A 26,358-nucleotide genomic window follows, 5' to 3' on the forward strand; every position below is an offset into this window, starting at 1 on the left:
GCTATGCAAAATAGCGTGCCGTGGGGAAAAGTATATTACCCCAACATCATGCTATCGCACCTTGTCTATTAATTCTTTTCAGGGCTGTACCGGCAGGTAACGCAGCAGCAAACGATCTACTTCCTGATAGAACAACTGATCGTTTCCGGCCGTCAGGGATGTGGTGCCATGCTCCATGATCTCACGCACCAATCCTTCGTAATGTATACGGTCAAGGGTCGATTGCCGCAGCTGTCTCAATGCCATGCGTATAAACTCGACCTTGATCCGTGATACGTCTTGCATCTGAAAACGTGCCTGGATATACTCGCGCAGATAATTACCGCTCAGCAGATCGCCGATGAGATCATTGCGGATCAACGTGAGCAGCTCCAGTGTTTTTTCCAGGGGCCACGGTATGGACGTTTTAGGATGCTTCATAGAGGGCTTTTTTTTCCGTCACCGACGCCGTCGGAACCTCGAGAGTTTTGTAATAGTTCGGCAGTATAATGAAGAACGATGATCCCTCTCCCGGCGTAGACGTCACGCGCACCTGGCCCTTCAGCCGTTTGAGCGTTTCGTGAAAGACAAATAATCCGAGACCGGAGCCTTTGGAGTCCGTGCTAGCCCGGTAAAACATATCAAAGATTTTATCGATGTGCTCCGGCCCTATACCGATGCCGTTGTCACGCACCTCGACGGTCGCCTCCAATTCATTGACGGTCAGAAACAGCTTGATATACGACTGTTCTTTGCCCGGGTCGGAATAGCGAATGGCATTCGAGATCAGGTTGTTCAACAGGATCGTGACCCGATTGCGATCGGAATAGAAGGGCGTGACTTCCTGGATCACGATTTCCCGCGTCAGGCGTCCGTTTCCGGCAGGGAAGCTGTGCCCCTCGAAAACCTCTTCCACCAGCTGGTATAGATCCAACTGCTCGGGTTTAATGAGCAGACGTTTGTTCTTGGAAAAGCTTACGATTTGGGCGATGAAGGCATCCGAACGCTGAATGCTTTTTTCCATCATGTCGAAGTATACCACCAGGTTCTCCTGCTGGTTATCGTAGCGCATAATATTAATCAGGCCCAACAGGGACGTCAGCGGCGAGCGTAAATCGTGCGCGGTGCTGTATAAAAAATTATCGAGCTCGCGGTTGAGCTTCTTTAACTGCCGGTTCTTACGCTTGAGCAATTTTGATTTCGACTGGATCTCTTTCAGCTGCGCATTGGTTTGATGCATCAGAATGTTGAAGGCGGCCGTGAGCGCGTTGATCTCGTTCGCCGCGTGGCGCACGTTGAAGTCGATGGGCCCGGGCTTCTTATGTACAATCGACATGCGTACCAGCGACGATAAACGTGCAATGGGCTCTGACAACCGGCGCGAGATCCACAATCCCGAAATGAGGGAGAAAAATACGGCGCCCGTGAGCATGGCGATATAGAACAGCCGCGCGTTCTGTTGTGCCTGTACGGACTGCCGCAGCGAGTATTCGGACAGCAGGAAGTATTGGTTGCTGAGCGCCGACGTCAGCTCGTTCAGCTCACGGCGCAAGCCGTCTTTGTTGCTCAGGCCGATCTGTGACTGGATGTTGACCAGTTCGTTGAAGAGCCGCTGGTATTCCAACATGTGTGTGCGCGCTTCGGTACTGTCGCCGTGAAAACGCGCCATGTCGCGCATGACCTTGACGGCTGCGCGGTTAAACGTATTGCGATATACCGTATCGTGCCGCAGAAAGAAATCTTTTTCGTGGCGGCGTAAGAACAATACGTTGACCAAGCCCGGCCCGGCGGATTCTTCTTCCAGCTTGTGCGCATGCCAGCGCATCTTTCCTTCCATTCCATCGTCTTTAAAGCCCTTGCGATAGACCAGCGCTTCCAGGGCCACAAACTTGTCGTTGTATACCGAGAGTGTGCTGTCGATCGCATCGAGGTTGATGTCCACCTCGTAGCCTTTGTTGCGTGTCTGCTGCCGCACCGCGCGGATCTCCGCCTGGATGCGCTTGTTCATGCTGTCGCGCAGCTCGAGCGCCGTACTGGTGCGGGTCTTGAAATAGTTGACGTTGTAAACGTCGAGGTCAAAAAAGTCGTTATCGGATTTGATCAGCGTAAGCGTAAATACCTGAAGTTGGCTGATGCGGCTGTGAATGAGCGCGACCTTGTTGGCACGGTCGAGTATGTAGAGGGAAACGATGGCCAGGATCAGGATGAGCACTGTCAAAAATAAAAAACCGGAAACCATTCGGCTCCGTATGGAATTAAACTCCAAAAATTTAAACACGGCTAGGTAGTTTTGCTGGCGGATCCGGCAACGCGTGGGGCTTTACTGCCGGAACCAGGGTTAGATGGTTATTGGTTTTCCTTCCAGGCAGCAAGATACGAGGTCTGTTGCGCGTTTCTGTTTACCCCGTATTAAGTTATTATTACGTGCAATCGCGCGGGCCGTTTTCAACCGTATGGTTTTGAAGAAATACTACCCGTATTCATCGAAACCAGTGGATCGACGTCATAACCGACGCATCCGCCGCATTGTTTCGATTGGTCCCTTTTACGTTTGCCGTACACTATACATTCGTTAAACGGACTATTTTCGGGCGGCACACAACATACAATTAACACAGGCTTAATATTAGTATGTCTTTCAATTTTTTTTTACCGCGATGTTATACTATTGTTATAATACAACATGTTTTTACTATATCTTTAACTCAACTATCCAGGCACACCACCGTGCCATGTTATTGTTCGCGACCGTCTACATCCATTCTCCATACGAGTTATACGAATGATGTTTTTTCTACTGCGTCACTGACAGCAGTGCATTTGACAATTCCTCCGTTTTAACGTCGTTCCAAACGTTACCAGAAAAACTATGAGCCATCATTCACAACCAGAAGATTCGTATACAGACAAAGTAAAAGTAACTGAGCATGCCCACGGCCAGATTGACCTCGCTGAAAATATCCATTCTGACAGCACACTCGTATTAAAATATTCGGGACCGCTCTGCTATGCGCGTGTGCGCGAAGTGCACGTGGATGCTGCCAGCGTAGTCAATATCGTGATCCGCACGAAGGATCGCGTATCCGTGCAGATAGCTTCCTCCGAGCCGCTGCTGATGTTCTATATTGTACTGAAAGGCGACCTGCAATACGTGACGGGCAAGTACGTCGCGCACACGACCCGTTTTCATTACAACCTGCTGTATCAACCTTCCCTGGAACAGGATTTTGTGTTGGAGAAGGACCGACAATACGTGCTACTGGCAATACATTTCCAACCGACGGCCTTGCAGCAGTGGGCCGGGCTTCATCCGCTATATTCGCACTTTCTCGAACAGGCTGCTCGCCATGAGTCATCGGCGCTTTTTCAGCAGGCACGCTCCGCTTCGCAGGCATTGGTATACGCTGCCCTGAACCTGTTCCGCCGCACTTCGGTCTTTGATCTGAAAATCATGCGGCAGGTCGCCCTGCTCAATGTATTGCGGCATGCCGTGATGCCGTTGTTTGAGCCGCCCGCTGCCACACACCCCGACCTGAGACCTTCCGACCTGGAGAAGGTGCATACCGCACGTGCCTATATATTCGACCATCTCGACGAAGGTATTTCGGTGCGAATGCTGGCACGCGTCGCAGGCTTGAATGAACGAAAGCTGAAACTGGGTTTTCGCACGATGTACCAGACCACCGTCGGCGGCTTTCTGCGCGAAGAGCGCATGCTACGCGCACTGGCCTTATTAAAAGAAAAGAAGATGCCTGTCGCGCGTGTAGCGGCAGCGGTGGGATATCGGCATGCCCCCAACTTTTCAGACGCCTTCCGGCGGCACTTCGGCCACCCGCCGACGTTGTGCAGCGAGATCAGTCGTTTGTAACGCGGGGCGACAAATGTCAGGTAGCACGGTGATAGAAGTCAAAAAAAGCATTTCCAGTAATTTCATACCTTGGAGCGTTTTAACGCCACAAGTGCCGTATGAATAAGACCATCTTCATTGCCTCCGCAGAGCCATACACCGGCAAATCGGTGATCGCCCTGGGCCTGATTAACATGCTGCTGGCCCGCACCAGCAAGATCGGCTACTTCAAGCCTATTATCCGCCAGACACCCCCCGGTGAAAAAGAGGTGCACATCGAGACAATTCTCAACCACTTTTCCCTGCCGATTGAATACGCCGATACGTATGCTTTCAGCGGACAGGAAGTGCTGCGACGCCTGGAGTCCGAGGGCATGGGTGAGATCATCAACACCATCATCACGAAGTACAAGAAGCTGGAAGAAGTCTACGACTTTACCGTCATCGAAGGCACCGATTTTCTGGGGGAAGGCCTTGCCTTTGAATTTGAGATCAACGTATCCATCGCCAAGAATCTGGCCGCGCCGGTGCTGATTGTGGTGAGTGGCGAGCGCCGCACAACGGCCCAGGTGGTAACGGCCGCGCTGAACGTACTGCGCAACTTTGAAAGCCGCGAGCTACAAGTCATCGGCATGGTGGTAAACCGTGTACAACCGGGGCAGGTAGACGATGTGCGCGAGCTGCTGCGCCTGCAACTGCCAACCGACATGATGCTGGTGGTTATTCCGTGGGACAAGAGCCTGCAAAGTCCTACGTTGCGAGAGATCAAAGACGCCCTCGACGCCCGCGTGCTCTTTGGCGAAGAGCTTCTATCAAACCAGGCCGATAACTTTGTGACCGGCGCCATGATGCTGCCCGGCTTTCTCAGCCACATTAAGGACAACGTGCTGATCGTTACCCCGGGAGACCGTGGCGACATCGTGATCGGCGCACTACAGGCCAACCTCTCCTCTACCTACCCGAAAGTGGCAGGCATTGTGCTGACCGCCGGCATCGAGCCGGACGAACCTGTTATCCGCCTGCTGCAGGGTCTGCAAACTGTGGTGCCGATCATTTCCGTGAAGAAAGGCACTTTTGAAACAACCACCATCATCGGCAACATCCACTCGCGGATTACCGCCGGCAACAAGCAGAAGATCACGCTGGCCATCGACACGTTTGAAAAATACGTGGACTGGAAAGCGCTGGACGACAAACTCTATACATTCGAGCCAGAGGGCATTACACCGCACATGTTCCAGTACCAGCTGGTGCGGTCGGCGAAGAGCCAGAAGAAACACATTGTATTGCCCGAGGGCAACGAAGATCGCATTCTGAAAGCCGCCGCGCGCCTCATCAAACAGGATGTGGTAGACCTCACGCTGCTGGGCGACCCTGCTGAAATCACGGCGTCCATCCGCCGCCTGGGCCTCGACCTCGATCCCGCCTCGATCCGCATCATCAACCCGGCCGACTCATCGTACTATACCCTCTACGTGGAGACACTGTACGAGCTGCGCAAGACCAAAAATGTCAACATGGAAATGGCCCGCGACCTGATGACCGACGTCTCCTACTTCGGCACCATGATGGTATACAAAGGCGACGCCGACGGCATGGTGTCAGGCGCCGTGCATACCACACAGCATACCATTCGCCCGGCGCTGCAGTTTATCAAGACCAGGCCGGGGGTGTCGATCGTGTCCTCGGTATTCTTTATGTGTTTGCCCGAGCGTGTGGCCGTCTTTGGCGACTGCGCCGTCAACCCCAACCCTACCGCGCCGCAGCTGGCGGAAATCGCCATCTCGTCGGCCGAAAGCAGTGCCCGCTTTGGCATCGAGCCGCGCATTGCCATGCTGTCGTATTCGTCGGGCAGCTCGGGCGAAGGCGAAGACGTCGAGCGCGTGCGCGAAGCTACTTTGCTGGTGCGCCAGAAACGTCCCGACCTGAAGATTGAGGGGCCGATCCAATACGATGCGGCGGTCGATCCGCTGGTAGGCAAGCAAAAAATGCCAGGCTCCGAAGTGGCGGGTCGCGCGAGCGTGCTGATCTTCCCGGACTTAAATACGGGCAACAATACCTATAAAGCCGTGCAACGGGAGACGGGCGCGCTGGCCATCGGGCCCATGCTGCAAGGGCTGAACAAACCCATCAACGACCTGAGTCGCGGCTGTACCGTGGACGACATCTTCAACACTGTCGTAATCACGGCCATCCAGTGCCAGGACAACGCAACGGCTGCCGTATAACGCCTATCTTTTCGTTACTTCACAGTATGAATATCCTTGTCATCAACGCGGGCAGCAGCTCGTTAAAATATCAGCTCTTCCGGATGCCCTCCGAAAAGCCCGCCTGCACGGGTCTCGTAGAGCGTATCGGTCAGCAGGATGCGTTTATCCGCCACAAACAATGGGAAGGCGACGTCGAGAAAGTAACGGAGCGCACCGGTGGTTTACCGGATCACTACGCCAGTCTCCACGCGGTACTCGCGCTGCTGTCCGCACCGGGTACCGGGGTCATCAGCAGTCCGGAAGATATTGCTGTCGTGGGACATCGCGTGGTGCATGGCGGGGAGCAATTTGCGGAGCCTGCCATTATCACCCCTGCCGTAAAAGAAACGATCCGCACATTGTTCTCGCTGGCGCCCCTGCACAATCCCGCGAACTATACCTGCATCGAGGTGGCGGAGAAAACGTTCCCCCACGCGCGCCAGGTGGCAGTATTCGATACCGCCTTTCACCAGACGATGCCACCCCAGGCCTACCGCTACGCGCTGCCCGAGGCGTACTATCGCGAGAAGCGCATCCGCGTGTACGGCTTTCACGGCACGAGCCACAAGTACGTCACGCAGAAAGCCATGGCCTGGCTGCAAAAGCCGGACGCCCGGCTGATCAGTATACACCTGGGCAACGGTTGCAGCATGGCCGCCGTGGACAGTGGCCGCTCCGTCGACACCAGCATGGGCTTTGGTCCGCTGGCCGGCCTGATCATGGGCACCCGCTCGGGCGACATCGACCCGTCGGTAGTCTTCCACCTGATGGAACGCGAAGGCAAGACCGAAGCCGAGATCAGCGCGCTGCTGAACAAACAATCGGGCCTCCTGGGATTGACGGGCACAAACGACATGCGCGACATCCGCAAAGCCGTCCGCGCCGGCGACGCCCAAGCCGCCCTGGCCTGCGACCTTTACGCCTACCGCGTGCGCAAATACATCGGCGCTTACACGGCCGTATTAAATGGCCTGGACGCCATAATCTTCACCGCCGGCGTCGGCGAAAACGACGTAGACATCCGCGAAAGCATCTGCCAAAACCTGGACTACCTGGGCATTCGCCTGGACCTGGAAAAGAACCGGACAGCCGCTTCCGGCATCCGGGCGATCCATGCCGGGGACTCCCGCGTGGCCGTTTTGGTGGTCCCCACCAACGAGGAGCTGGAAATTGCCCACCAATGCTACCGGCTACCGGACTAGTTTGATATTTTTTGAAGCCCGGAACAACGGCGTCTGCCCAGAGTTATTATCTTTGCACCCCGCTCGGAGAGATGCCAGAGCGGTTGAACGGGGCGGTCTCGAAAACCGTTATACCTGCAAGGGTATCCAGGGTTCGAATCCCTGTCTCTCCGCAGAAGCAGACGATGAAGAAATCAAATTCTTTTCGTCTGCTTTTTTGTTTTCTATCTCGTTGTGCATCAAGCAAATTAGTCGCACTGCCTCGTTCACTCTCGGGGTTCGATATTTTCCGTTCTCAAAAATCAATTTTTCTGGAAATATCGAACCTAACATCAAATCACGGGCTGCCAGGTCTTTTAGCCCTGCATAGAAACTGCCCAGATCACGGACGATTATTACTGCATGGCGTACGTATTTCTCGAAGTCTTCGAGTGGTGATGATAGCGTTGCTTTCTTCCGGATTAAGTCGTTGATAGTGTTTTCGAGAGTCGCTTTCATGTCTTTATACTCTGCTACATCAAACTCGCCGTCCAGACGCATTTGCTTCGCGTTTTGGAGGCGTTTCTGGTTACGGGCGATCTCTGCATCTATAGCGTCTGTCTCACGTTGGTCGTCGCGTTGATTGGATTGGAACGTGCCCATTAGATACTCTTGAAAAGCTTCGATGGCGGCACCATTGGGTTTAAAGCCGGAAAGATATTTACGAAATTCTTCGTGTGCTTTGTCGGCTCTGAAACGTTCTCTGCACCCGTGTTGGCAGTGATAATAAAAGTACCGGCCGCCGCGACCTTTGGACGCACTGCCGGTAAGTAGATTACCACAACGTCGGCATGTCAAATGACCACGGAAGAGTACTTCTTCTTTCGTCGTATTCTTTGTTGGCCTATTGGGCTTTCGTTCTTGTAGGATGTTTTGTACCTCATAGTATAGGTCTTCACTTATGATCGGTTCGTGTACCGCGCGTGTGTAGTAGGACGGTTCACCTTTAAAGGCGGGCACGCATACTCTACCGATATACGCATGATTTCGTAATAGTATGTGGAAGGCTGAACGTGCGGAATTAAGTCCTTTCTGATTCATCTTACGCCTGAGTTCTTCCACGCCAAAAGCGCCGGTGGCGAACTGCTCAAATGCTTCCCGGACTAAAGGCGCGTGTGTATCGGGAACGATTGTGGCTTTGCCATCGTCACCCCGTACATTCTTATAGCCCGCAGGCGCTACGTTGGCCCACCGGCCTTCTTTGCGGGCGCGGTAGACGCCGGTGATGACGTTGGCTGACCGTCGGTCGTTCTCCACTTCCGGAGCCGCCAAGTAGAAAGCCAGCATCATTTTGTTCTCGGGAATGCTGAGGTCCAGCGGTTGTTCGACAGCCTGCGGTTCTACGTTCAGTTTTTTGAGCGTGGCGAGCATTGCGTACGAGTCGGTGGCGTTCCGGGAAAAGCGACTCCAGTTGGTGAACAATAGTAAATCCACTTCGCCAGGATGCTTCTTGGCGAAGTGTAAAAACTTTTGAAATGCTGGCCGAACGAATGTCTTCGCGGAGTGGTCGTCTTGGTAGTGGGCGACAACGGTAAAATTATTTGCTTCACAGTACTTTCGTAGTCGCTCTTCTTGATACGGAAGACTGTAGCCACGATCAGCCTGATCGTCTGTCGATACGCGGGTGTAAATTATTGCCCTTCTTTTCATCCTCTTTCTGCTTTAGGTATGACTTATACTCTGCCCTGGCCATCACCGAGAGGAAATTATGGATTATCGTAATTTCTTCTTTAGAAAAATGATAGCCGTGTTTGGCAAATATTTCTCTGCATCTTTCCTCACTGACCATACCCATTGCATCAAATAGTGCACCTAACCTCTCGACTGACAAATTTACAAGCTACTGATAATCAGCGCTTCTTCCGGCTATTGACCAGTACCGGACCGAGTTTCTCACTAATCTTCTCGAGAGAACGGCCCGCCACGTACCCACCCACGCCCAACTCCATCAGGTTCCAAATGCGTTCGTCCAGGACGGTCAGGGGCAAGTGGAGGTAGGGCACCAGCACGTAATTGTTGAAGATGATGAACATACAAATCACCATTAGCATCGGGCGCCAGTTACGTTGTAGCCAGCTTTCGCCTTTTGCTTCTGAGTCTATAATTTTCGTCTGGCTATCGAGTAGCTTGTTTTCATAGTTCAGATATGAACCTTCAATCTCCATGAGCAACTGTTTGTACTTTAGTTGCAGTTCAAGTTTCTCATCTGATTTGTCGATTTTGTCTATGGCGGTGCCAATAGAGTCTATTGTTGCCTTTGCTCCGGAGCCCAGAATTTTAGACAAAAAACCTCCTATGCCCGGGCCGCCGCCCGCACTTGTCGTTTCCATGATATAATAGTTTAGTGATTATTTATATTGTCTGGCCTGGCAGGGCCTTCATATCAAAGTATGTGAAGAAGTCCAGCATGCCTTTTACACCGTACCTACTTCGGTATATTTTAATCGTACCGTTCGCTACTTCTCCGGCAATCTGTATCTCGTGCTCCCAATCTTTGCCACCCCGATAGTCGCCATCTTTCGTGTGTTGGAGCACGAGGATAAATGCGGTATTGGGATGCGCTACCTTTAACGCCTTGAAATCGTCGAGTTTCAATTTCAAATCGTTAATGGAATCCAGGATAACAACACTGTAACCGGTAATGTCTGTACCTCGCAAGGATGCGGCGAATTCCAGATTTGTAGGGCGTGGGTTTAGCAGCTCTTTCACTTTTTGTGTGAACGTGACCGACTCAAATTCCTCCGACGATATGTACATGACTTTCCCGAAGTTGATTGCCAGGTATTCCGCCAGCTTTAGGAGTAGGCTAGTTTTACCTGCGCCGGGCTCACCATGTAGCATGAGCGTAAAATTTCTCGCGGGAGTTCCGAGCAGCGAGCGCCACGGATCAGTGAAGTGCAACATTTCAAATGTTCGATTGGCCATTTGCTCTGCTGTCAGTACTCCATTTAATCCTTGGTTATGGGAGCAAGTTCCGTTTCCCCGAGCGTCCGAATATGTATTGTTAAGACACTTACGAGTGCCCTTTTTGCGTCCCCCATAGATGCGGCCAATATCCTGCTCGCGTGAACATGGTTCCTGTGCTCCGCCGTTGACTATTCCGGTCATACGAGTCAGGTCTTTTTTGTTAATGGCAAAGCGTTCGTTGCCTTTCATCCTCTGAAAGACGCTGATAAGCTTGTCCTGAATAAGATCGATCTCGTTGGCATACGGCGATGCCTTCCGGATTAGCTTCTTGTCAATGGCGCTTTGCAGGTCTTTGATAAACGATAGAATGGCGGCTGGCGATTTCGTTGTGTTATGCAGGGCGATATACCGTTTTATAAACCGTATTTCCTGCACATGATTTTCCAGCAGGGCACCTACCGGTTCAGCCTGAGTTACGTCATCGACTGTCTCGGCCTCCTGAATTTCGGTGACGGCTTGTATCGGAATGACCGGCCCTACGGTCTGCCCGCCAGACACAAGCCGTTGGGCTATCGCCTGGACCACCGGAACGCTCACTGCGTTGCCGAGCATCTTGTACCGTTGGCTATCGGAGATTTCGATGACCTGTCCTTCAATCAGGCCATAACGCGTCCAGTCGTCGGGAAAGCCCTGGAGGCGTTCACACTCCGTAGGCGTTAGCTTGCGCGCGTTTACTGGCTTGTTCTTTTCCATTGCGTCAGTGATGTAAGTGCCGATGTTGGGGGTGCCGGTATAGAAAGCAACTACCGCTCCCGCCACCGGGCGAGTTTCCACTCCAGAAGCCGGGAAATCACTTTCCTGGAAAGGAAAAACTTGGCGCGCGGGTTCTCCTCTAAGATGTCCGACAAAGTACACACGCTCGCGATTTTGGGGTAGAAACCAGCGAGTATTAAGCAGTTGCCATTCACAGTCATATAGCCCAAGGTCGGCAACCGCTTTAAGTACGATTTCAAAGTCTTTTCCTCCGTTACTGGAGAGAAGCCCTTTGACATTTTCAAAGACAAAAACACAAGGTTGGTGTTGTCTGATAATTCTAATTGCCTCAAAAAAGAGGCCGCTTCGTGATCCTTCAAGTCCCGCCCTTCCTCCAGCCACTGAAAGATCTTGACAAGGGAATCCGAAGGTGATGATGTCGGGGTGTTCGATCCCCCCGGTAATGGTTTCAACTGGTCCTGCATACGTTGCGTCGTTAAAGTTGTGCGAATAGTTAGCAATGGCGTATTTATCCACCTCGCTGAAGTAGTGCTTCCTGAAAGTATACCCGGCTTCCAGGAGGCCCTTAGCAAAACCACCTATTCCACTGAATAGGTCTAGCAGTACAATACCCGTTGCTTTCATATTTCAAAAAGGCCGTCTGGCCATTTGATTTTATGAAAGATATATTCACCGTATTGCGTATGTATCGACTTTCAAGATCAATTGCAGACAAATGCAATCTTTGATATGATTTTGCCGATACTCATAGGTGGTATAATAGGATCAATACAGTATTGAGTCGCTATCACGCGAGTATTGTACTCCTGTATTGTGTTGGAAAAACTGACTTACTACCTGCGGTCTTTATCGCCCTTGTAGCCTGTGGGAAAGATTACATCAACTTCTGATGGCGGACCAATTAGGTCAACGATAATGATGACTTGATTTACGGAAAAGAAGTTTCCGTTACGCGGGCCAATCTGCTTTAGAAAAGGTTTTAGCTGGTTTTTGATGGTCCGATACGATACTCCATACAATGCACACAAATCCTTGTAAGTGCACATTTTCACTCTCCAGGTATTCATACTTGTAAAAAAAATATATGTGACTAATAACTAAGTATTCCCCAGTGAAATCGATTCGGAACGTGCGCGCTAACGGTCTTTTATCAACAGCACTTACCTGATGCGCAGCGGCTCTGTTTCGTATCTTTTTAAGATTCTAACGATGGTTTTTTATTTAAGTCACATCATCGGAATGTTTCAGCTTGTTCTTTCATATTATGAATCATAAGAGAGGGTTATTTCACATTTGTGCATTCTTTTTCGATAGTCTTACCGTTCTGTCAATTAATTAAACAACTGTGACCATCGTTAGGGCTACCCGGTATAATAATGTTATTTGGTATAACGGTATACCCATCCTGAAAATGTATCTTATATCAAAATATATTTTCAAATAGAGCAATATACCGGCCAGAATAGGCGAGGAATGAATTATTGAAGCAAAATTGAGAACCTGTGGGTGGGCTAACCGTTAAAGGCGCAAATGTCTATACTTGAACCTATTTCATCTTTTTTTAACTCCCTACAACTTTTTCCTGCTTGCTCCTGTCTAAACGTCTGTGCCCCACCCGGTCAGCGGATGAGGTCACAAGGAGGACGTGAGTCGGTATTATTACGAACGAATGAGCAAAAACGCGTCGAGAATCAGGTTTCGAAGCACCTTGATTTCACCCCGGAGCCGGGGCTTCGTTTTACGCGTGTCCACCTTAACAACCCTGTCGATTGTACGCGTGATTAATGCCAAAACTTCTCGCAATTCCAAGGTGTATTTCATTTTCGCCATAAATCTGGTTGAATAAAGCCGGCGGCCGGATGTGGCAGGGGCTTTGGGCGAGATGTACTTAGTTCCGGAGCCGTTAGGTGCGATTTTTAGTTCTTCTTCCATATCACGAAGCAGATACAAAATGTAGCGGCCCTCTCGGGTAAATTGTCTTACCAACTTACGGGAGTCGACTGTCGTAAAGTCCTCGGAGCAATCAATCAACTCGAACAGAATTCGCTTCAATGTAAACGTGTATTGTATTTCTGACGAATCCGAATCCAAGGTCCAATCTAATACTGGCGATTCTGGCTTCATCTGCTTTGGCGTTCAGTTTCCTCTTGGTTGGACTTGTAGTCATTGGCGACATTGGCTATCGCTCGGCTATTGGAACCTATGTTGTAGATTACAACTCCAGTGCATTCGGTGGCAACATTCCCGGTGTCCGATTTGAAAAGCCTTGCTAGCGTCTCGGCTTGTTGTTCGCTCATTTCGTGCGGGCCTGTTTCAATTTCCTTATATTCCTGTTCAGATATGCAAAGAAGATGGGCGAGTTCATTTCTCTGATAGCCGTGCAGATTTCTTTGGGTTTGTAGTAGCAGATTCATATGGGTGAGTTGTTATTTTAACGGGTGATTTGTGATTTTTAAATTGTTCCTCAATAGCGGCGAGGTTTTCCTGGCGGAATTCTTCAGCACTTTTAGTAACACGCATAATTAGCGTGTGTGGTTCGGGGCTCGTAACAGTGACTTGATCTCCGACATGGAAGCCAAAGTCGGTCAGCCAGAATCCCTTTAGCCGCACTAAGGGGAAGCACGTTCGGCAACTGTCCGACCATGCTTTGCTGAGCATAATTGTTCGTGACTCTTTTTTCATGCTGCTTGGATTGGGGCATTTTACCTATTGTGTTCATGCAGATTATTTTAAGCGTTTATCCGTTCCGGTGTTAGCGAAGCAGCTCTTTCTTCATACAGAAACTCGGCGGTTTCCATTAGGTTGTTTACCCGGTCTATCAGGATATTTACTTGCTCTTTGGAGACGGTGTAAGGCTCGGAATACCGCACTCGTGAATACGATTTTTCCAGAAGGTCCAGGAGTTTTACTTCTTCTTTTGTAATGCAAGGAAAAATGTCCATCGTTAGCGGGGTAAAATGCTCGGTCATCGTTAACAAGCGCTTAATACTGTGGCTTGATGTTTTATAGCCGATACAGACGTAGATCAGCGCCGAGCATGTATATTCCGCCACCTGATGAAGCTGAAGTGTAGCAAGGTCGGACCGGCCGCCGGCGAGACTTTGCTTCGCACTGTGGAAGAACTTTTTAGCCATACCGTACCCTTTGCTCCAGGCTGATTCTATATCGCTAAAAGTGGCAATGCGCGATAGTGCATTTCCTGGGTGGGTAAGCGTGAATTTTTCATTGTCGAACAACCGGATGCCCGTAAAGTACATTCCAGCAAAGAACTCATTGCCTTCCCGAAGGGCACGGTTAACAGAGTAGATGCCGTGAACAACCGCGGCCAATTTAATACCGGCATCATTGTGTTCGTCTATTTTCGTCAAAGCCTCGTGGCATCGTAGTGTATCACTTTCTTTGATGATCACGAGCAGATCGCATTCAATGAAAACTGTAGGTTCCTGGTTGGAAAAGCAGCTCCAAGACTGATGGTCTGTCTTTCGGAGGCCAAAGCAGATGACCATTTCTGGCCGGATCACCTTTATAACGGCTTGGATTTTTTGGTTCAGAGCTTCATGCTCGATTTCGTTTAATTTGGGCAGGGAGACACGCATAACTTGCGGGGTTTAAGTGGTATTCTGATAGATATTTTATAGCCCCGGCCAGCCGGTCGCGATCCAAGCGGCGGGTACGGCAGTGAAGTAAGGTGTATAATATTCGGTGTGCCATGCCCGAAACCCGATGTTTTATGGGAAAAGGCCGATAAAATATAGGTTCAGATGGATAATTTATCGGTCTAAAAAGTGGCTAAATAGCCTGGAAATGCACAAAACGGTTATATTTGGGTATGGAACAGATAACCGATACCCCTAAGCGCCCGCATCACGGCAAGAACATTAAGCGTATCCGCGAATTTTTTGGAGTTAAGCAGGAGGCATTTGCAAAGCAGCTGGGACCTGATTGGAGTCAGGGTAAAGTTTCTAGTTTAGAAGATAAAGAAACTATTGAGCCGGAAATATTGGAACTTGCGGCAAAGGCACTAAACGTTACCCCGACGATATTGGCTAATACTACAGAAGAGATGGCTACGAATTTTTTTAACAACTATAATTTCCATGAGGGTAGTGCTAACCAAGGTGCAGTAGGAAATAACCACAGCCCTATAACCTTTAATCCTTTAGATAAACTGATGGAGGTTGTTGGTAAAAACGAGGCATTGTATGAACAGTTGTTGAAAGTTGAACGCGAGAAGAATGAATTACTTGAACGACTGCTAAAAAAGCAGTAAGCGAATGAGTCCATTTCCACAGGGTTTCAATAAATCAATTGTCATTTCTTTATTATTGCCATTAGCGTTTTTAATCGGATGCTCGGCAGGAAAATCAAATGAACATCCAGAGGAAATTAGTTCATCGAATTTAGCAGGTATTGATTCGGTAGAGACAGGTAGCAATAAGTACGACACAGTGATATATAATGGAAGTGTCGACTTTGTTATGGGGGACATCAATCGTCACTATCTTGACAAACACAAAACCGAATGGAGTGAGCCACTGTCAGGGCAGTATAGGTTTGTGATTAAGAATGGGAATTTTCTTGTCTACCGAAATAAGACTCTGATTAATGAATACAATAATTGTATAGGTTATTCAATTAATCGGGGGTCGAAATTTGAGGATATGTTGACTGGGAATAAATGGTTGCGTTTTTATTTGAATGGTAATAAACTCGCTTTGAATATTTTGTATCGCGATTCGGACGAGGGGGTCATAACATACTATATAGATGCGGGTAATTATATTGTCGGCGAGTTTGTTGGCCAAGATAAATACATCCAAAGCCCGAAGCTAACTCGTTGAAATCAGCTGCTAGGCATCAATCTTGACCAACCAGCTGGTCCGTCACACCTTTGCCTGTGAAAGATCGGAATAGTTAAATGGCAAATTCCTGAAGAAGTTTCCAGTTATTATCTGGCTAAAACACCATCACGAAACGGCTCTAGCGTAAAACCCTTGAATTTAACAGCTGGCACAAATTTCATAAAGTAACGGTAAGTTTGTGGAGGAGAGAAAGTCGGAATCCTTTGCTTGATTGAACTGAGTTGAATCTGTTCTGGCAACGTTGCCACATGCGACATGACAATACCTATTGCTTTGTCGGAGTTTTCGTAATACTCAAAAAAAGCCCTTTTAGTAATTCCTAACTTTTGTGAATGCAATTCCCACATCTCCGAAGGTGTGTGAGTGATTACATCTTCGATAGTCGCAGTACCAACGATTGCCTTAACTGGCGACGTGCAGTAAATGATGATAACATCGCCGCTGGAGACACTTGGTTTAGATTTCCGCAGCTCGATCGTCTTGCGCCCTTGAAGTATCTGCTCTGTGTATTGTTGCTTAACTGATAAAAGTAGGTATTTCTTCATCGCGGCACCTTTGCTATCCCGTAAATTTTGTTAAAAACCTCTTTGCTTACCTTCAGAGGCGAAGTAAAGGTGTTTCTTTTATAATTCTCAGACAATAATACTTTATTAACGGTCTCAAAGTCAATAGGTTTAAAAAAAACCTCAGTATTGCTGAACTGAATCCCCTTAATTGGTCCGGTTATTTCACCTTTTGCTAGCTCCAAGATTTCCTTCCATTTGTAGATGCCATATTTTTTGAAATAGGAGAATAATTTTTTGGCTTCCCCGGTTGTAACATTATTCAGGTAAGAACAGGCTACAATGGCTTTTCTTCTGGTGAACTTGTCCTGCATGCTGGCATACCAAAGAATCCGCCCAGGAAACCTTTCAACATCGGGTTTCACACTTCGATAGTAAACATTCTCGTTACGCCAGGATAAATCAGGAGGCGCGCCGAAAATCATGTTATTAGCGCTAAGGTGATCAAAAAGTTGAGACGCCCAATATGGTTTGATTGGTATAATAAAAGTTGGAATCCCCAGGTCTGAAAATTTTAGAGGCCATAGAGCACGTTCAAGATTTAGTTTCAAATCTTCACGCACTTCTGTATCTGGATGTTCCGATATTTGCTCAATTGCAGCCTCTATGTGTCGATACTGCAGTACCTCTGGATGCAAATCTGACAATGATGAAAAATCACACAAACCCGTTAATACTAACTTTGTCCATACACCTTCTGATTTAAAGAATCCATTCCTAATTAATATTATAGAGAAATCGTTAGAAATATATTTCTCTGAGACGTTGACAGTTTTTTGGCCGAACGCTACCGCTTCACGAATGATCTCTACTAAGATTTGATTAAAAAGCGTGTTCTGAAGTTGTATGTCTTTAATTCTAATAAATCGCAAATCAATCCGCTCGTCGTCGTTTTTTTCATAACCGAAGAAAGCTACATTGATCTTATCTGGCGACGTGACAACTTTTGCTATTCCATTCTTAATATTAGATGAGAGCCTCATTACCAGTGTTTCGAAGTCGATCCTTTTTTCACTTTTGGACTTCGCCACAAAATCTTCTAGTGTGCTGGATATCATCGCCGAATCAATTTTTTTTACTTCGAACGATGCACCTTGTAACCTCGCAGGTTCATATAAAGACTTGTTCAGCAACTCATCAATTGTGAGTATAAATTCTGTCGGGCGAAGAATAGTTATTCCAAGCACTTCATAAATATCGTCTCTACGGTCAATTATTTCGCCATCGGTTGTTACAAAGTATTGAATCTCACAGGCTCTACACTCTGCCAATTGCTTTCGGTCGGAATGATGGTTTTCTGTTTTTCCCGTATGAATCTCTTGAAGCACATCTAAATACTTCTGACTCTCTTTAGGGTTCGACCAAAGCTCTTTGAATCGGCTCAAATATTGCACGGTAAACTCAGTTCGCTTATGATCTTTATCTCTATGGATTTCATTCAATGTTTCCTTCGCATAGAAGTAGTCAACCTCATCAATTAGCCAGTCCGAAAGAAGTGCCGTGACTTCCTCGTTAACCGAATCTTGGTCTCGGAGTTTTATGAGAATATTTAAGTCTAGTAGGACTTTAATGTTCTCATTGTTTTCGGTTGAAAACAAGTCTGGTTGGCCGAAATCAAACCAAAATTTCAATAAATACTTTTCTTGTGAACTGCGACTTCTCACTCGCTTTTTCTTTACGAACCCGTAGTCTTCCCAAAGCTTACATGCCCCTATATAGTCTTCCCGGCAACTTACAAGCATACCTTTGAAGGAGTGTTTGTATTTTTCTTGAATTTTGTCCAACAACGCCTTTGGAATCCCTTTCCGCCTTGAATCTTCTTCGATGCAAACCTGCGTTATACCGATTCTGGACTTTGATTTTACTATTCGAAACATGCAATAACCGAGCAATTTTCTCTCTTCATGAGCCACTACAATGGATCTTTTTCGGGCGTGGTCGATGTAGGCGTCTCTGGGCATCAGCCCTAATGTTGATGAGTTTCGTTTACCTAGCGTAATTACCTGTTCAAGAAACTCGCTTTGATGATCTATGAATTCAATTTCCATCTAGGACGTAATTGGTGTAACGGTGTTGTAATTTCAAAATAGTGACTAAACAAATTTCAGAGGATGCTAACATATACATAATAATTTACTTTTCAGATAAGAAGTATAAATTATTCATAAAAAGCTTTGAAAAATTACGTTTGTTATCAAAAGTCGATACCTACGCTTTTCGCCCGTCGCATATTTGATCCATGAACGCAACAGGACAAACAACAGGAGGCCATGGATCAGGTAATTGGATTGCCTTTACCTTTGGCGCAGTATTTAATGTACTCGGAAATGTTGATCTAAGTTTTCTCTTAGACTACACATTGCAAGCCCTCATCGGGGGTATCATCTGCTTATTCTTCAAAATCATCGGTGACGTACTAAGCCCCCTCTGGCAGGACTACAAGGAGAAGCTTCGTAAACTGCTCGGCCCACGTAAAAAACAGGACGATGGCCACGGGTAAACAACTGGCCATCGGTGCCGGGGCCGTCGCTGCCATCGGTGGGGTTATTTATCTGCTTAGACTCAATCGGCTATCAAAAGAATTGGAGACGGTCACGAAGGCATCGATTCACAGCGTGAGTTTGAGTGGTATTGAACTTCGAATAGACGTAACACTTAAGAACCCCAGCGGCGGCAGCGTAAAAGTTAAGCAGCCTTTTGTACGGCTCCGGTATGGTGGCACAACGCTCGTGTCTTCACAAATGAAGAACGTCAATATTACAGTGCCGAAGTTTGGTGAAGCGAGTACAGAGCCAATCATCCTGAATATAGGACTTGTGCAATTGGCCACTACTGCACCGGCGCTGCTGAAAGACTACCGGGAGACCGGTAAGCTTATGCTGACGGTAGAGACGGTGACTACGATCAACGACAGCTTGCCGTATAGCAAGACGGATAACATCACATTGGGAGGCGGAAAGGAAGCCTAAGGGCGAAAGCTGGATGAGGGGACAGATTAGAGGCGTATGGAATCGAAGAAGCGAAAGATCAGAAGCGGTAGGGAGTTCGACCAGCTCTTTCCGCCACCAAGTGAGCAGGATGTTACGGTGATACAACAGGCGGACGTTGAGGATACCCTAAAACTTATTCGCCGGACGGTACCAAAATCAACCTGGCAGACGCAGGGCATCGCCCAGAAGCTGAAGGGCCGAACACTAGAGGAAACGTGCTCGAATATCTGGCACTTTGTATACAACCATATACAATACAAAAGGGATAAGGATGGAGTGGAACAGGTACGCAGTCCACGGCGCACGTGGTGGGAACGCGAGACAGGGGTAGACTGTGACTGCTACACGGAGTTCATCAGCTCCATCCTTTTAAACTTTGGCATACCCCATAAAGCCCGCATCACCAAATATCCCAAGCGATACCCAGAGGTTCCGCGCTGGCAACACATATACCCTGTGGTGCCGAAAGACGGAAATCTTAACCGCGACTTTTTCGACCGGAACAGCTACATCGTGCTGGATTGTGTGAAGGATGAATTTGATAGTGAACAACCTTTTTTGGAACGTAAAGACTACGATATGAGACTGGACTATTTGGATGGTGTGGAAGATGAAGAAGAGGAAGGCGAGCGGGAGACAACTGAAGAGACCTACGACCTGATCGGTATGGACTACCTGGAGCCTGACACGGTAGACCTCGCGGATCTTGCGTCGATCTATGACGATGAAGAGCTGGGCAGCATCTTCAAAAAGATTGGAAAAGCGGTTAAGAAGGTAGCGAAGAAGGTCGCCAAACCGGTTGCAAAGGTGGTAAAGAAAGTTGCGGACAAAGTCGGCGACGGTATCCGGATCATCAACCGGTTTGTGAACCCCGCTACGATCCTGCTGCGCAACGGCTTTTTGCTGGCCATGAAGATCAACCTGTTGAACGTGGCCGGTAAACTTCGGTACGGCTACCTGACGGATGCGCAAGCGACCTCGATGGGGATGAACCTAAGCGAGCTGAAAAAAATCCGACAGGTGAAGGACAGAGCGGAGACAGTATACTGGCAGGCCGGTGGCAAAAAGGAAAACCTGAAGAAAGGTATTCTGCACGGCAAGGGTAACAAAAACAAGAAGGTGCCCATGAATGGGCTTTTCGGCCTCAATGACGAGTACGCTGACATCGAGGAGTATCAGATTATTCACAGTGACCCCGACGACCTGGAAGGCCTTGGAGAGATCGCCAGCGGTACTGCCCTGGCAGCGGCAACTTCGGCGGTCGCCGCCATCGCTGCCGCCCTTAAGCAAGTCAAAGGTTTATTCAACAAAGGCGGGTCGGAAGAAGCCTCTTTCCAGAGCGAGACCGACAACGCCGGTGATGCCAGCGAGGCGACGGCTACCATTCCGGACGACGAAGACCAACTCGTGACCGATCCTATCCAAAGCCTGGTCTCGAAGGTATCCACGGTGCTGCCGACAGCCGCATCAGTATCGCAGGCGGTTAGACAGATAACACAGAGTTTACCAGCCCTAAGAACAGCGGCACCGCCGCAATCCCAAACGCAAAATGAAACCCAGCAAATCGTACAGGCTGCTGCAAGTTATGCTCCTGCTGCTGTCCCAGCAGTACCAGCTACCACCGCTGTCAGTCGAATCATTACCGACACTGCTGTACAATCGGCCGCTACGAACACTTCGGTTGCAGCTAAAACGAGCGAGCCAGAACCGAAAGGCTTTGTCCAGGAAAAAGTGGCGTGGATAAAAGAGAACCCGGGCAAGTCGCTGCTTATCGCTGGCGCGGTAGCAGGAGGCGCTTACCTGCTGGCGAGAGCAATCAAGGGCAATAAAGCCAAGCCCGCGGAGCTGACCGGCGCTCCTTCGGGAATGGAGCGCAACAGAAGCAGGAACAAGCGGCGAAGGCGGAACCAGGGCAGACCAAGAATAGAACGTAAAAATCTTCTATAACATGAAACGGCACAACAGAATGAAAGCGAGGCGGCGAGGCAAAGCCCTCGGCGAAGTGGAGTATAGTGAAGCAGAAAATGCCAGCGATACCAATGCTTACGTGGAGACAGCTAAAGAAGGCGGATTGCTCTTACTGGCGGCAATAGCCGCGTGCGGAGTCGGTGCAGCCATCGGCAAGCACTCGCTTATCACCGGCATTCCGGTAACACTGATCGGCGTCCACAAAAAGAACCCGTACATCGTCGCCGCTGGGCTCGGGCTGACCTTAAGCAACGGCTTCCAGCGCTCGGCATCCAGCGTACAGGGCGTCGAAGGGCTCGATATAAAACAGGTAGCCCACGACGCCCAGGACAGGGTAAAAACCTTCTTTGAAAACTTCAAGGAGAAGCTATATATCTCGAATACTGGCAAAATTGCGGCTTCGTCTTCCTCAACGGACGGCCTCGCCGATACGCCCGGGGAAGAACAGGTTACCTACTTTGTCAACCCCTATAGTAGCGATGGTAGCATGGCCGAAGAGCATAAAAGCATAGCGCTGTCCGATGTGGATACGCCGGAATTTGATATGTCAGCCATAGACCGCATACAGGAGCAGATTGCCGAGATGAGCAAAAGCGGCACGCCCACGGCCGGGTTGAACGAAACAGAACGAGAATTTTAGAAACAATTAATTAACCATTAAAAGTATGTTGAGTGCATTAGGACAGCTCATGGAGAGTGAGTACACCAATCCGACCGATTTGATCGGATTGAACGGAGAGATGGATGCCGAGCTGCTCGGGTATCTAAATGCCCTGAACCCGGTAGCCCGGGCCAAGGCGATGAACAAAGTAGTGAAGCGGCATATACCCTCGCAAGGGTCGCGTGCAGAGTTTGAGAAGTTCTTCCTGGAGCTGCCCGCCCACATCAAAGAACAACTGCTGCAAGGCAAGCTGCGCCTAGCTGATCACCTGGTATATACGATCAAGCCTATCAACGGAGCTAAAACTATTAAGATGTTCGAGAGCCAGGACGTGAAGGAAGTCAACCTGCGGAACATCAGCAACGGTAAGCTGCCGAAGAACATGGCGCTGCTCGTGTCAGGCATTTATCTCCTGCAAGGCGAAGCAACTTCGCTAAGCACGGATGATGTGAAGGTCACCAAGTTCGACACAATCGAGAACGTAGGCGCGCTTGCCAACGGCGAGTTCAAACTAAAGGCCAACAAAAAGCAGCTGGTGAGCGACACGTCAAACCGGAATTTCATTACGGCCACGTTCGACATGGTTCCGAAGGGATACTACAAGCTCGCGAACCCTCGGCTGATCCACGACGACATCGACATAGAGTTTGAGATCGAGCTGGGAACCGTCAACGGGCTTAATCCAAACACGGTAATCTATGTCGGCTTATCGGGTACCGCTACGATTCCTTAGCCGATATGGAAAAGCGACTGCTTGACAAGGTGTATAGCTTCACGGTAGAATCAGAAGGCCAGACTATAAATAAGAAGTTTGACCTGGACAAAAACGTGAAGCTGGTGAATGCGATCCTGTTAAGCTCCGATCAGCCCAGCCATCTGTTCTATCGAGGCTCACAGCGCATCGAGATCAGCGGTGACGAGATCTTTCCCGAGGACTTTGAAAGCAAAATACTCATGAGCGGTATTTCTGTTCCACCGGATCAGAAATACCGCACCCTCGGAAACGGTGTGGTGGCAGGCAACGGAGAGATCAAAATACAGTACAAGGACGGTAGTAACGCGAATGTGTCCTTCTGCCCGTACAAAGTGATCATCGTATTGCAATGCGTAATGAAATAAGACGCCATGGAGCACGGACAGAAAATAACAACGCGGGTAAAGAGAAACTTCGTCGTACTGCATTTACCGATCGAGTACCCGGAACGATTCAAACCCTTTGAGGTAAAGCTTCCGGCGAACGTAAGACGTGTGACGGGCATCATGGTAACAGCATCAGCGACATGGATAAACTCGGGACCATAACCTTTCAATCCAACGATAGAGCCGATGTGTTCTATGTGACGGATGTATACGAAAATGGCGTGGAGCCTTCGGATGAATCCTTTGTAGGTATCCCACCCGTGGACTTCGAAAGCGCCAACGCGTGGGTCAATGGCAGGGTGCCATCAATGAAGCCTGTGCATGTGGATGGAGAGACCACCATCCTACACGGTTGGTTCAAAGGCGGCTCTTACGAGCGGCACTACCGCCTGACGATCTACGTGGAATATGAGCTTGCCGAAGAAGTCTTCCCGGACGGCGCCGAGGATATGGAACGAAGGCGTGAGATTGACGATAGCCTTGCGCCACAGGAGATAAACTTATGACGGAGCATTTTATCCTTCAGTATATCCCTGGACGCATCCGGCAGTTAGGCTACTGTAAATACCACATTCGATATAAGGACATGACAATATCCGCTTATACGAAGCAGGTACTTACTGCTTACAACGAGCTATACTTTGTCGTCGATGACCCGAGGGGCGTTTTAATTGAATCAGACTATGGGGTTTACGACGGCATAGACGAATCGGCAGCGAGTAATATGCACGAGCACCGGGGTGAAATAACCATAGAAAACCCGGGGAATGAGAGAAGGCGCATGAAACTAATACAGGTAATCATTGTGAATTAAACGTATGGCACTTCAATCGAAAGAACGCTACGAGCCTCGCAAGATCGAACGGCTTATCGAGCACCTTCGCTTGTATTCGGAGAGGGCCCAGCCGATAGATTATGAAATTGTTGTCGATGGGTTTAAAGTCGTGCGCCGGACAAGCGACCTGGCAATGTTCAGCCTCTTTGAAAGCTTCGTGGACGCGGATACAAAAAGTATGGAAGTGCTTTTATACACCGGCACGAGCAACAACAACGACAAGCGCATATTCTATTTCGGGGACATGCCCAAAGAGGGACTTAGCGGGTTAGACATTGATGCCCGTATCGACGAGCAGGTGCAACGGAAACTAAAGGAAAGGGAATCGGATACCCTGCGGCAGCAGAACGAAGAGCTACGCCTGGAGGTTCGGGAGCTTGAAAAGGATATTGAGCAACTGCAAAAGCAGAAAGCCGATTTGGAGGCCAGTCAATCGCCGCTAAAAGGTTTTTTAGGAGAGATAGGGTCCAGCTTCGTGGAAAGTTTCATCCGGCGCAACCCGAACATTGTACGTGGTATTCCCGGAGGGGAGGCGCTTGCGGGCTTGATCGAAAACGACAATCGGAGAAAAGCAGAGGAACCGGAAGAGGACGCGGCAGTAAGTTTTCAACCCGGTACCGGGGGACAGGTAACTAATTCGGAAGATCAGGCTGCCATCACTTTTGTAAGTCAGTTAAAGGCGCAGTTTAACCGCGATGAGTTTGATAAGCTTCTCATCATTCTGCAAGCCCTGGCCGACGATAAGAGCAAGATACCATTTGTGCTAAGCCAGTTAAATGTTAAACAACCGTAATCATGAACAAGTACAAGTTTGAAATCAGCATAGAAGCGCAGACACAGCAGGAGGCGGAAGTAAAGATGCTATCGGCAACCGTACTCATGCAAAAGCTTCGGGCAAGAGAGATTGCCAAGCTCGCGGATGTGGTGAAGAATGACCCGGTAAAAACGGCATTGGCAAAACGAGCCTTAGGGTTATGACGCGAAGCATACGCGCATCGGAAACACAGAAGGCCGAGAACCTTAAAACCGTGGTGATCTATTCAGCCCTCGGGCTCGGTACTGCTACGGGCCTATTCTTTCTGGCGCGTCATTTCTTCAAGAAGGTGCAGGCTAACCAAGCGCAGAAGAGCAGCCTCGATGAAGGTGATCCGGCGACCTATGCCAAACAACTGAAAATGGCATTTGACAACGATAACTCGTTTGGCTGGGGAACCAGCGAAGAACAGGTATTCCGGGTATTCAACGACATACCTACGAAGAGCATGTATACCAAGGTGCAACGCGAGTACTCCAATATGTACGGGAAGAGCTTAAACGCCGATCTGGAAAACGAGCTGAGCAGTGATGAGTACAACGAACTGATTCGAATATTGAACGCTAAGAAATAGGGATATGGAGCGGAAGGGTAGCAGGGATAATATAAAACAGTGGAAGCAGGAACGTAAGGGGTTGGACAAGATGAAGAAGCCGCCGAAGAAGGTAAGACCATCGAAGGTGTTTATCTACGTCTTTGCCCTGGCGGCGCTGGGTGGTGGCGGGTATCTGATATATGACAGGTTAAGGAGGAAAAAGTTACAGGTAGCGGATGATGCCGCAGCCGGTGCCTCGGATACCATCTTAATCAATAACTACATCCCATCGGCATCGCTCGCAACCAAATCGACCAAAGGCACCGATAGCTTTCCCCTGAAACGTGGAAGCCGCGGCACACGGGTGACCGCGTTGCAACAGGGCTTAGCACGGATCATTGGCACTGCGGCCATGAATGCGAATGACGGAATCGATGGCCAGTTCGGTCCAGGCACCGCGAACGCTTTGAAGCTGGCGGGCTATGGCGAGATTGTAGACGAGGCGGCCTTTAATAAGATCACCGGCGGCACTGTAGCGCAGATAGTATTCAACCCGTCCAACATAGCGCTTCGGTTGTACCGTGCTGCTCAGGGCAAGGACGTGAGCCTTGTTCTGGCAATTTTAAAAGAGATACGAACCGTATCGGACTACTCAGCAGTGAACGAGTACTACAAACGGCAGGCGCTTGTATCAAAGACCATTGTCACCGATTTACTGAATTATGCCTTTGCTGGCAACGAGTCGGCCAAGGGTCAGATCAAAAGCGAGCTTCTGCGCATGGGCCTGAAGGTGGACAGCGTGGGCACTTGGAGCCTCCAGGGCATCCGGTTGTACAAAGATCTTATTACGCTTCGGGAGACGATTGTGACAGACTCGCGAAACAACCGCATACCGGTTAACCGAAATACCATACTGGGGGACGAAATCAAAATAGAAAACGGGCTCACCTGGTTCCGCTCTGTGGACGACTCCGTTCTATCCGTTCCCACACAAGACGTGAGATACACTTAAAA

Annotated in this window: 26 protein-coding genes, 1 tRNA gene and 1 pseudogene; 17 read left to right on the forward strand and 11 right to left on the reverse strand. The window is 49.1% G+C overall.

The genetic code is table 11. The annotated features are described in order from the left end of the window. Positions 1-78: 78 nt before the first annotated feature. Positions 79-420, reverse strand: a complete 342-nt coding sequence (locus tag K7P01_RS26545) for a hypothetical protein (protein ID WP_267297626.1) — start codon at positions 418-420, stop codon at positions 79-81. Next, positions 407-2,191 carry a sensor histidine kinase gene (locus K7P01_RS26550; protein ID WP_267297816.1) on the reverse strand — a complete coding sequence of 595 codons (1,785 nt, stop codon included), beginning with the start codon at positions 2,189-2,191 and terminating at the stop codon, positions 407-409. Before K7P01_RS26550 ends, K7P01_RS26545 begins: the two co-directional genes overlap by 14 nt. 657 nt (positions 2,192-2,848) lie before the next feature. On the opposite strand from K7P01_RS26550, the gene K7P01_RS26555 reads away from it, so the two are divergent. The 4 genes from K7P01_RS26555 to K7P01_RS26570 all read left to right on the forward strand — a co-directional run bounded on the left by K7P01_RS26555 (position 2,849) and on the right by K7P01_RS26570 (position 7,429). Then, positions 2,849-3,847, forward strand: coding sequence for a helix-turn-helix transcriptional regulator (locus K7P01_RS26555; protein ID WP_267297627.1), 999 nt, complete (start codon positions 2,849-2,851; stop codon positions 3,845-3,847). A 98-nt stretch (positions 3,848-3,945) separates the two neighbouring features. Continuing rightward, positions 3,946-6,054, forward strand: coding sequence for a phosphate acetyltransferase (gene pta, locus K7P01_RS26560; RefSeq protein ID WP_267297628.1), 2,109 nt, complete (start codon positions 3,946-3,948; stop codon positions 6,052-6,054). Between the two features lie 26 nt (positions 6,055-6,080). Further along, complete coding sequence (locus K7P01_RS26565) at positions 6,081-7,277, forward strand: acetate/propionate family kinase (RefSeq protein WP_267297629.1); 1,197 nt, start codon at positions 6,081-6,083, stop codon at positions 7,275-7,277. A gap of 65 nt (positions 7,278-7,342) precedes the next feature. Beyond that, positions 7,343-7,429, forward strand: a tRNA-Ser gene (locus K7P01_RS26570). Here the strand turns inward: K7P01_RS26570 and K7P01_RS32195 are convergent. From K7P01_RS32195 to K7P01_RS26600, 7 genes and pseudogenes are all read right to left on the reverse strand, one after another. After that, positions 7,386-8,945 (reverse strand): recombinase family protein, encoded by a 1,560-nt coding sequence (locus K7P01_RS32195; RefSeq protein ID WP_397311144.1) that lies wholly within the window; start codon positions 8,943-8,945, stop codon positions 7,386-7,388. The two genes, K7P01_RS26570 and K7P01_RS32195, sit on opposite strands and share 44 nt — an antisense overlap. Before the next feature lie 200 nt (positions 8,946-9,145). Further along, complete coding sequence (locus K7P01_RS26575) at positions 9,146-9,625, reverse strand: holin family protein (protein WP_267297630.1); 480 nt, start codon at positions 9,623-9,625, stop codon at positions 9,146-9,148. A gap of 22 nt (positions 9,626-9,647) precedes the next feature. Beyond that, positions 9,648-11,036 carry a DNA cytosine methyltransferase gene (locus tag K7P01_RS26580; protein ID WP_267297631.1) on the reverse strand — a complete coding sequence of 463 codons (1,389 nt, stop codon included), beginning with the start codon at positions 11,034-11,036 and terminating at the stop codon, positions 9,648-9,650. A gap of 66 nt (positions 11,037-11,102) precedes the next feature. Further along, positions 11,103-11,600: pseudogene (locus K7P01_RS26585) on the reverse strand (DNA cytosine methyltransferase); the annotation flags it as partial. A gap of 1,035 nt (positions 11,601-12,635) precedes the next feature. Next, positions 12,636-12,908, reverse strand: coding sequence for a hypothetical protein (locus K7P01_RS26590; protein WP_267297633.1), 273 nt, complete (start codon positions 12,906-12,908; stop codon positions 12,636-12,638). Between the two features lie 188 nt (positions 12,909-13,096). Beyond that, positions 13,097-13,390 (reverse strand): helix-turn-helix domain-containing protein, encoded by a 294-nt coding sequence (locus K7P01_RS26595; protein ID WP_267297634.1) that lies wholly within the window; start codon positions 13,388-13,390, stop codon positions 13,097-13,099. 315 nt (positions 13,391-13,705) lie between these two features. Then, positions 13,706-14,572, reverse strand: coding sequence for a HEPN domain-containing protein (locus tag K7P01_RS26600; protein ID WP_267297635.1), 867 nt, complete (start codon positions 14,570-14,572; stop codon positions 13,706-13,708). A 233-nt stretch (positions 14,573-14,805) separates the two neighbouring features. Between K7P01_RS26600 and K7P01_RS26605 the strand changes: the two genes are divergently transcribed. Next, positions 14,806-15,246 carry a helix-turn-helix domain-containing protein gene (locus K7P01_RS26605; RefSeq protein WP_267297636.1) on the forward strand — a complete coding sequence of 147 codons (441 nt, stop codon included), beginning with the start codon at positions 14,806-14,808 and terminating at the stop codon, positions 15,244-15,246. 4 nt (positions 15,247-15,250) lie between these two features. After that, positions 15,251-15,817, forward strand: coding sequence for a hypothetical protein (locus tag K7P01_RS26610; protein ID WP_267297637.1), 567 nt, complete (start codon positions 15,251-15,253; stop codon positions 15,815-15,817). Positions 15,818-15,924: 107 nt separating this feature from the next. Here K7P01_RS26610 and K7P01_RS26615 read toward each other — a convergent pair whose 3' ends face one another. Next, on the reverse strand, positions 15,925-16,383 hold the full coding sequence (locus K7P01_RS26615) for an ASCH domain-containing protein (RefSeq protein ID WP_267297638.1): 459 nt from the start codon (positions 16,381-16,383) through the stop codon (positions 15,925-15,927). Further along, a complete protein-coding gene (locus tag K7P01_RS26620; protein ID WP_267297639.1) occupies positions 16,380-18,449 on the reverse strand; it encodes a GNAT family N-acetyltransferase in 2,070 nt (689 codons plus the stop codon). The genes K7P01_RS26615 and K7P01_RS26620 overlap by 4 nt, the downstream gene beginning before the upstream one ends. Positions 18,450-18,640: 191 nt before the next feature. Here K7P01_RS26620 and K7P01_RS26625 point away from each other — a divergent pair, with 191 nt between their 5' ends. The 11 genes from K7P01_RS26625 to K7P01_RS26675 all read left to right on the forward strand — a co-directional run bounded on the left by K7P01_RS26625 (position 18,641) and on the right by K7P01_RS26675 (position 26,356). Next, positions 18,641-18,901, forward strand: a complete 261-nt coding sequence (locus tag K7P01_RS26625) for a hypothetical protein (RefSeq protein WP_267297640.1) — start codon at positions 18,641-18,643, stop codon at positions 18,899-18,901. Next, positions 18,888-19,370 (forward strand): hypothetical protein, encoded by a 483-nt coding sequence (locus K7P01_RS26630; protein WP_267297641.1) that lies wholly within the window; start codon positions 18,888-18,890, stop codon positions 19,368-19,370. Before K7P01_RS26625 ends, K7P01_RS26630 begins: the two co-directional genes overlap by 14 nt. Positions 19,371-19,406: 36 nt before the next feature. Next, positions 19,407-21,338 carry a hypothetical protein gene (locus tag K7P01_RS26635; protein ID WP_267297642.1) on the forward strand — a complete coding sequence of 644 codons (1,932 nt, stop codon included), beginning with the start codon at positions 19,407-19,409 and terminating at the stop codon, positions 21,336-21,338. Between the two features lies 1 nt (position 21,339). Next, complete coding sequence (locus K7P01_RS26640; RefSeq protein ID WP_267297643.1) at positions 21,340-21,999, forward strand: hypothetical protein; 660 nt, start codon at positions 21,340-21,342, stop codon at positions 21,997-21,999. 25 nt (positions 22,000-22,024) lie between these two features. Further along, positions 22,025-22,753 (forward strand): hypothetical protein, encoded by a 729-nt coding sequence (locus K7P01_RS26645; protein ID WP_267297644.1) that lies wholly within the window; start codon positions 22,025-22,027, stop codon positions 22,751-22,753. A 5-nt stretch (positions 22,754-22,758) separates the two neighbouring features. Continuing rightward, positions 22,759-23,139, forward strand: a complete 381-nt coding sequence (locus tag K7P01_RS26650) for a hypothetical protein (RefSeq protein WP_267297645.1) — start codon at positions 22,759-22,761, stop codon at positions 23,137-23,139. A gap of 161 nt (positions 23,140-23,300) precedes the next feature. Next, positions 23,301-23,666, forward strand: coding sequence for a hypothetical protein (locus tag K7P01_RS26655; protein WP_267297646.1), 366 nt, complete (start codon positions 23,301-23,303; stop codon positions 23,664-23,666). Positions 23,667-23,978: 312 nt separating this feature from the next. After that, positions 23,979-24,788: a hypothetical protein gene (locus K7P01_RS26660; protein ID WP_267297647.1), complete on the forward strand. Its 810-nt coding sequence runs from the start codon at positions 23,979-23,981 to the stop codon at positions 24,786-24,788. A gap of 2 nt (positions 24,789-24,790) precedes the next feature. Beyond that, positions 24,791-24,973 (forward strand): hypothetical protein, encoded by a 183-nt coding sequence (locus tag K7P01_RS26665; RefSeq protein ID WP_267297648.1) that lies wholly within the window; start codon positions 24,791-24,793, stop codon positions 24,971-24,973. Beyond that, positions 24,970-25,383 (forward strand): annexin, encoded by a 414-nt coding sequence (locus tag K7P01_RS26670; RefSeq protein WP_267297649.1) that lies wholly within the window; start codon positions 24,970-24,972, stop codon positions 25,381-25,383. The genes K7P01_RS26665 and K7P01_RS26670 overlap by 4 nt, the downstream gene beginning before the upstream one ends. A 4-nt stretch (positions 25,384-25,387) precedes the next feature. Further along, positions 25,388-26,356: a peptidoglycan-binding domain-containing protein gene (locus K7P01_RS26675; RefSeq protein ID WP_267297650.1), complete on the forward strand. Its 969-nt coding sequence runs from the start codon at positions 25,388-25,390 to the stop codon at positions 26,354-26,356. Positions 26,357-26,358 lie beyond the last annotated feature (2 nt).

This window comes from Parachryseolinea silvisoli, assembly GCF_021190955.1.
Lineage (GTDB): Bacteria > Bacteroidota > Bacteroidia > Cytophagales > Cyclobacteriaceae > Ohtaekwangia > Ohtaekwangia silvisoli.

Bases quoted from the DNA above. Each gene is read 5' to 3' on its own strand.
- K7P01_RS26605 (WP_267297636.1), top strand. From the start codon at position 14,806: ATGGAACAGATAACCGATACCCCTAAGCGCCCGCATCACGGCAAGAAC.
- K7P01_RS26650 (WP_267297645.1), top strand. From the start codon at position 22,759: ATGGAAAAGCGACTGCTTGACAAGGTGTATAGCTTCACGGTAGAATCA.
- K7P01_RS26640 (WP_267297643.1), top strand. From the start codon at position 21,340: ATGAAACGGCACAACAGAATGAAAGCGAGGCGGCGAGGCAAAGCCCTC.
- K7P01_RS26600 (WP_267297635.1), bottom strand. From the start codon at position 14,572: ATGCGTGTCTCCCTGCCCAAATTAAACGAAATCGAGCATGAAGCTCTG.
- K7P01_RS26615 (WP_267297638.1), bottom strand. From the start codon at position 16,383: ATGAAGAAATACCTACTTTTATCAGTTAAGCAACAATACACAGAGCAG.
- K7P01_RS26630 (WP_267297641.1), top strand. From the start codon at position 18,888: ATGGCCACGGGTAAACAACTGGCCATCGGTGCCGGGGCCGTCGCTGCC.
- K7P01_RS26595 (WP_267297634.1), bottom strand. From the start codon at position 13,390: ATGAATCTGCTACTACAAACCCAAAGAAATCTGCACGGCTATCAGAGA.
- K7P01_RS26610 (WP_267297637.1), top strand. From the start codon at position 15,251: ATGAGTCCATTTCCACAGGGTTTCAATAAATCAATTGTCATTTCTTTA.
- K7P01_RS26665 (WP_267297648.1), top strand. From the start codon at position 24,791: ATGAACAAGTACAAGTTTGAAATCAGCATAGAAGCGCAGACACAGCAG.
- K7P01_RS32195 (WP_397311144.1), bottom strand. From the start codon at position 8,945: ATGAAAAGAAGGGCAATAATTTACACCCGCGTATCGACAGACGATCAG.
- K7P01_RS26620 (WP_267297639.1), bottom strand. From the start codon at position 18,449: ATGGAAATTGAATTCATAGATCATCAAAGCGAGTTTCTTGAACAGGTA.
- K7P01_RS26645 (WP_267297644.1), top strand. From the start codon at position 22,025: ATGTTGAGTGCATTAGGACAGCTCATGGAGAGTGAGTACACCAATCCG.
- K7P01_RS26575 (WP_267297630.1), bottom strand. From the start codon at position 9,625: ATGGAAACGACAAGTGCGGGCGGCGGCCCGGGCATAGGAGGTTTTTTG.
- pta (WP_267297628.1), top strand. From the start codon at position 3,946: ATGAATAAGACCATCTTCATTGCCTCCGCAGAGCCATACACCGGCAAA.
- K7P01_RS26625 (WP_267297640.1), top strand. From the start codon at position 18,641: ATGAACGCAACAGGACAAACAACAGGAGGCCATGGATCAGGTAATTGG.
- K7P01_RS26555 (WP_267297627.1), top strand. From the start codon at position 2,849: ATGAGCCATCATTCACAACCAGAAGATTCGTATACAGACAAAGTAAAA.
- K7P01_RS26590 (WP_267297633.1), bottom strand. From the start codon at position 12,908: ATGGAAGAAGAACTAAAAATCGCACCTAACGGCTCCGGAACTAAGTAC.
- K7P01_RS26660 (WP_267297647.1), top strand. From the start codon at position 23,979: ATGGCACTTCAATCGAAAGAACGCTACGAGCCTCGCAAGATCGAACGG.
- K7P01_RS26655 (WP_267297646.1), top strand. From the start codon at position 23,301: ATGGATAAACTCGGGACCATAACCTTTCAATCCAACGATAGAGCCGAT.
- K7P01_RS26635 (WP_267297642.1), top strand. From the start codon at position 19,407: ATGGAATCGAAGAAGCGAAAGATCAGAAGCGGTAGGGAGTTCGACCAG.
- K7P01_RS26670 (WP_267297649.1), top strand. From the start codon at position 24,970: ATGACGCGAAGCATACGCGCATCGGAAACACAGAAGGCCGAGAACCTT.
- K7P01_RS26545 (WP_267297626.1), bottom strand. From the start codon at position 420: ATGAAGCATCCTAAAACGTCCATACCGTGGCCCCTGGAAAAAACACTG.
- K7P01_RS26675 (WP_267297650.1), top strand. From the start codon at position 25,388: ATGGAGCGGAAGGGTAGCAGGGATAATATAAAACAGTGGAAGCAGGAA.
- K7P01_RS26565 (WP_267297629.1), top strand. From the start codon at position 6,081: ATGAATATCCTTGTCATCAACGCGGGCAGCAGCTCGTTAAAATATCAG.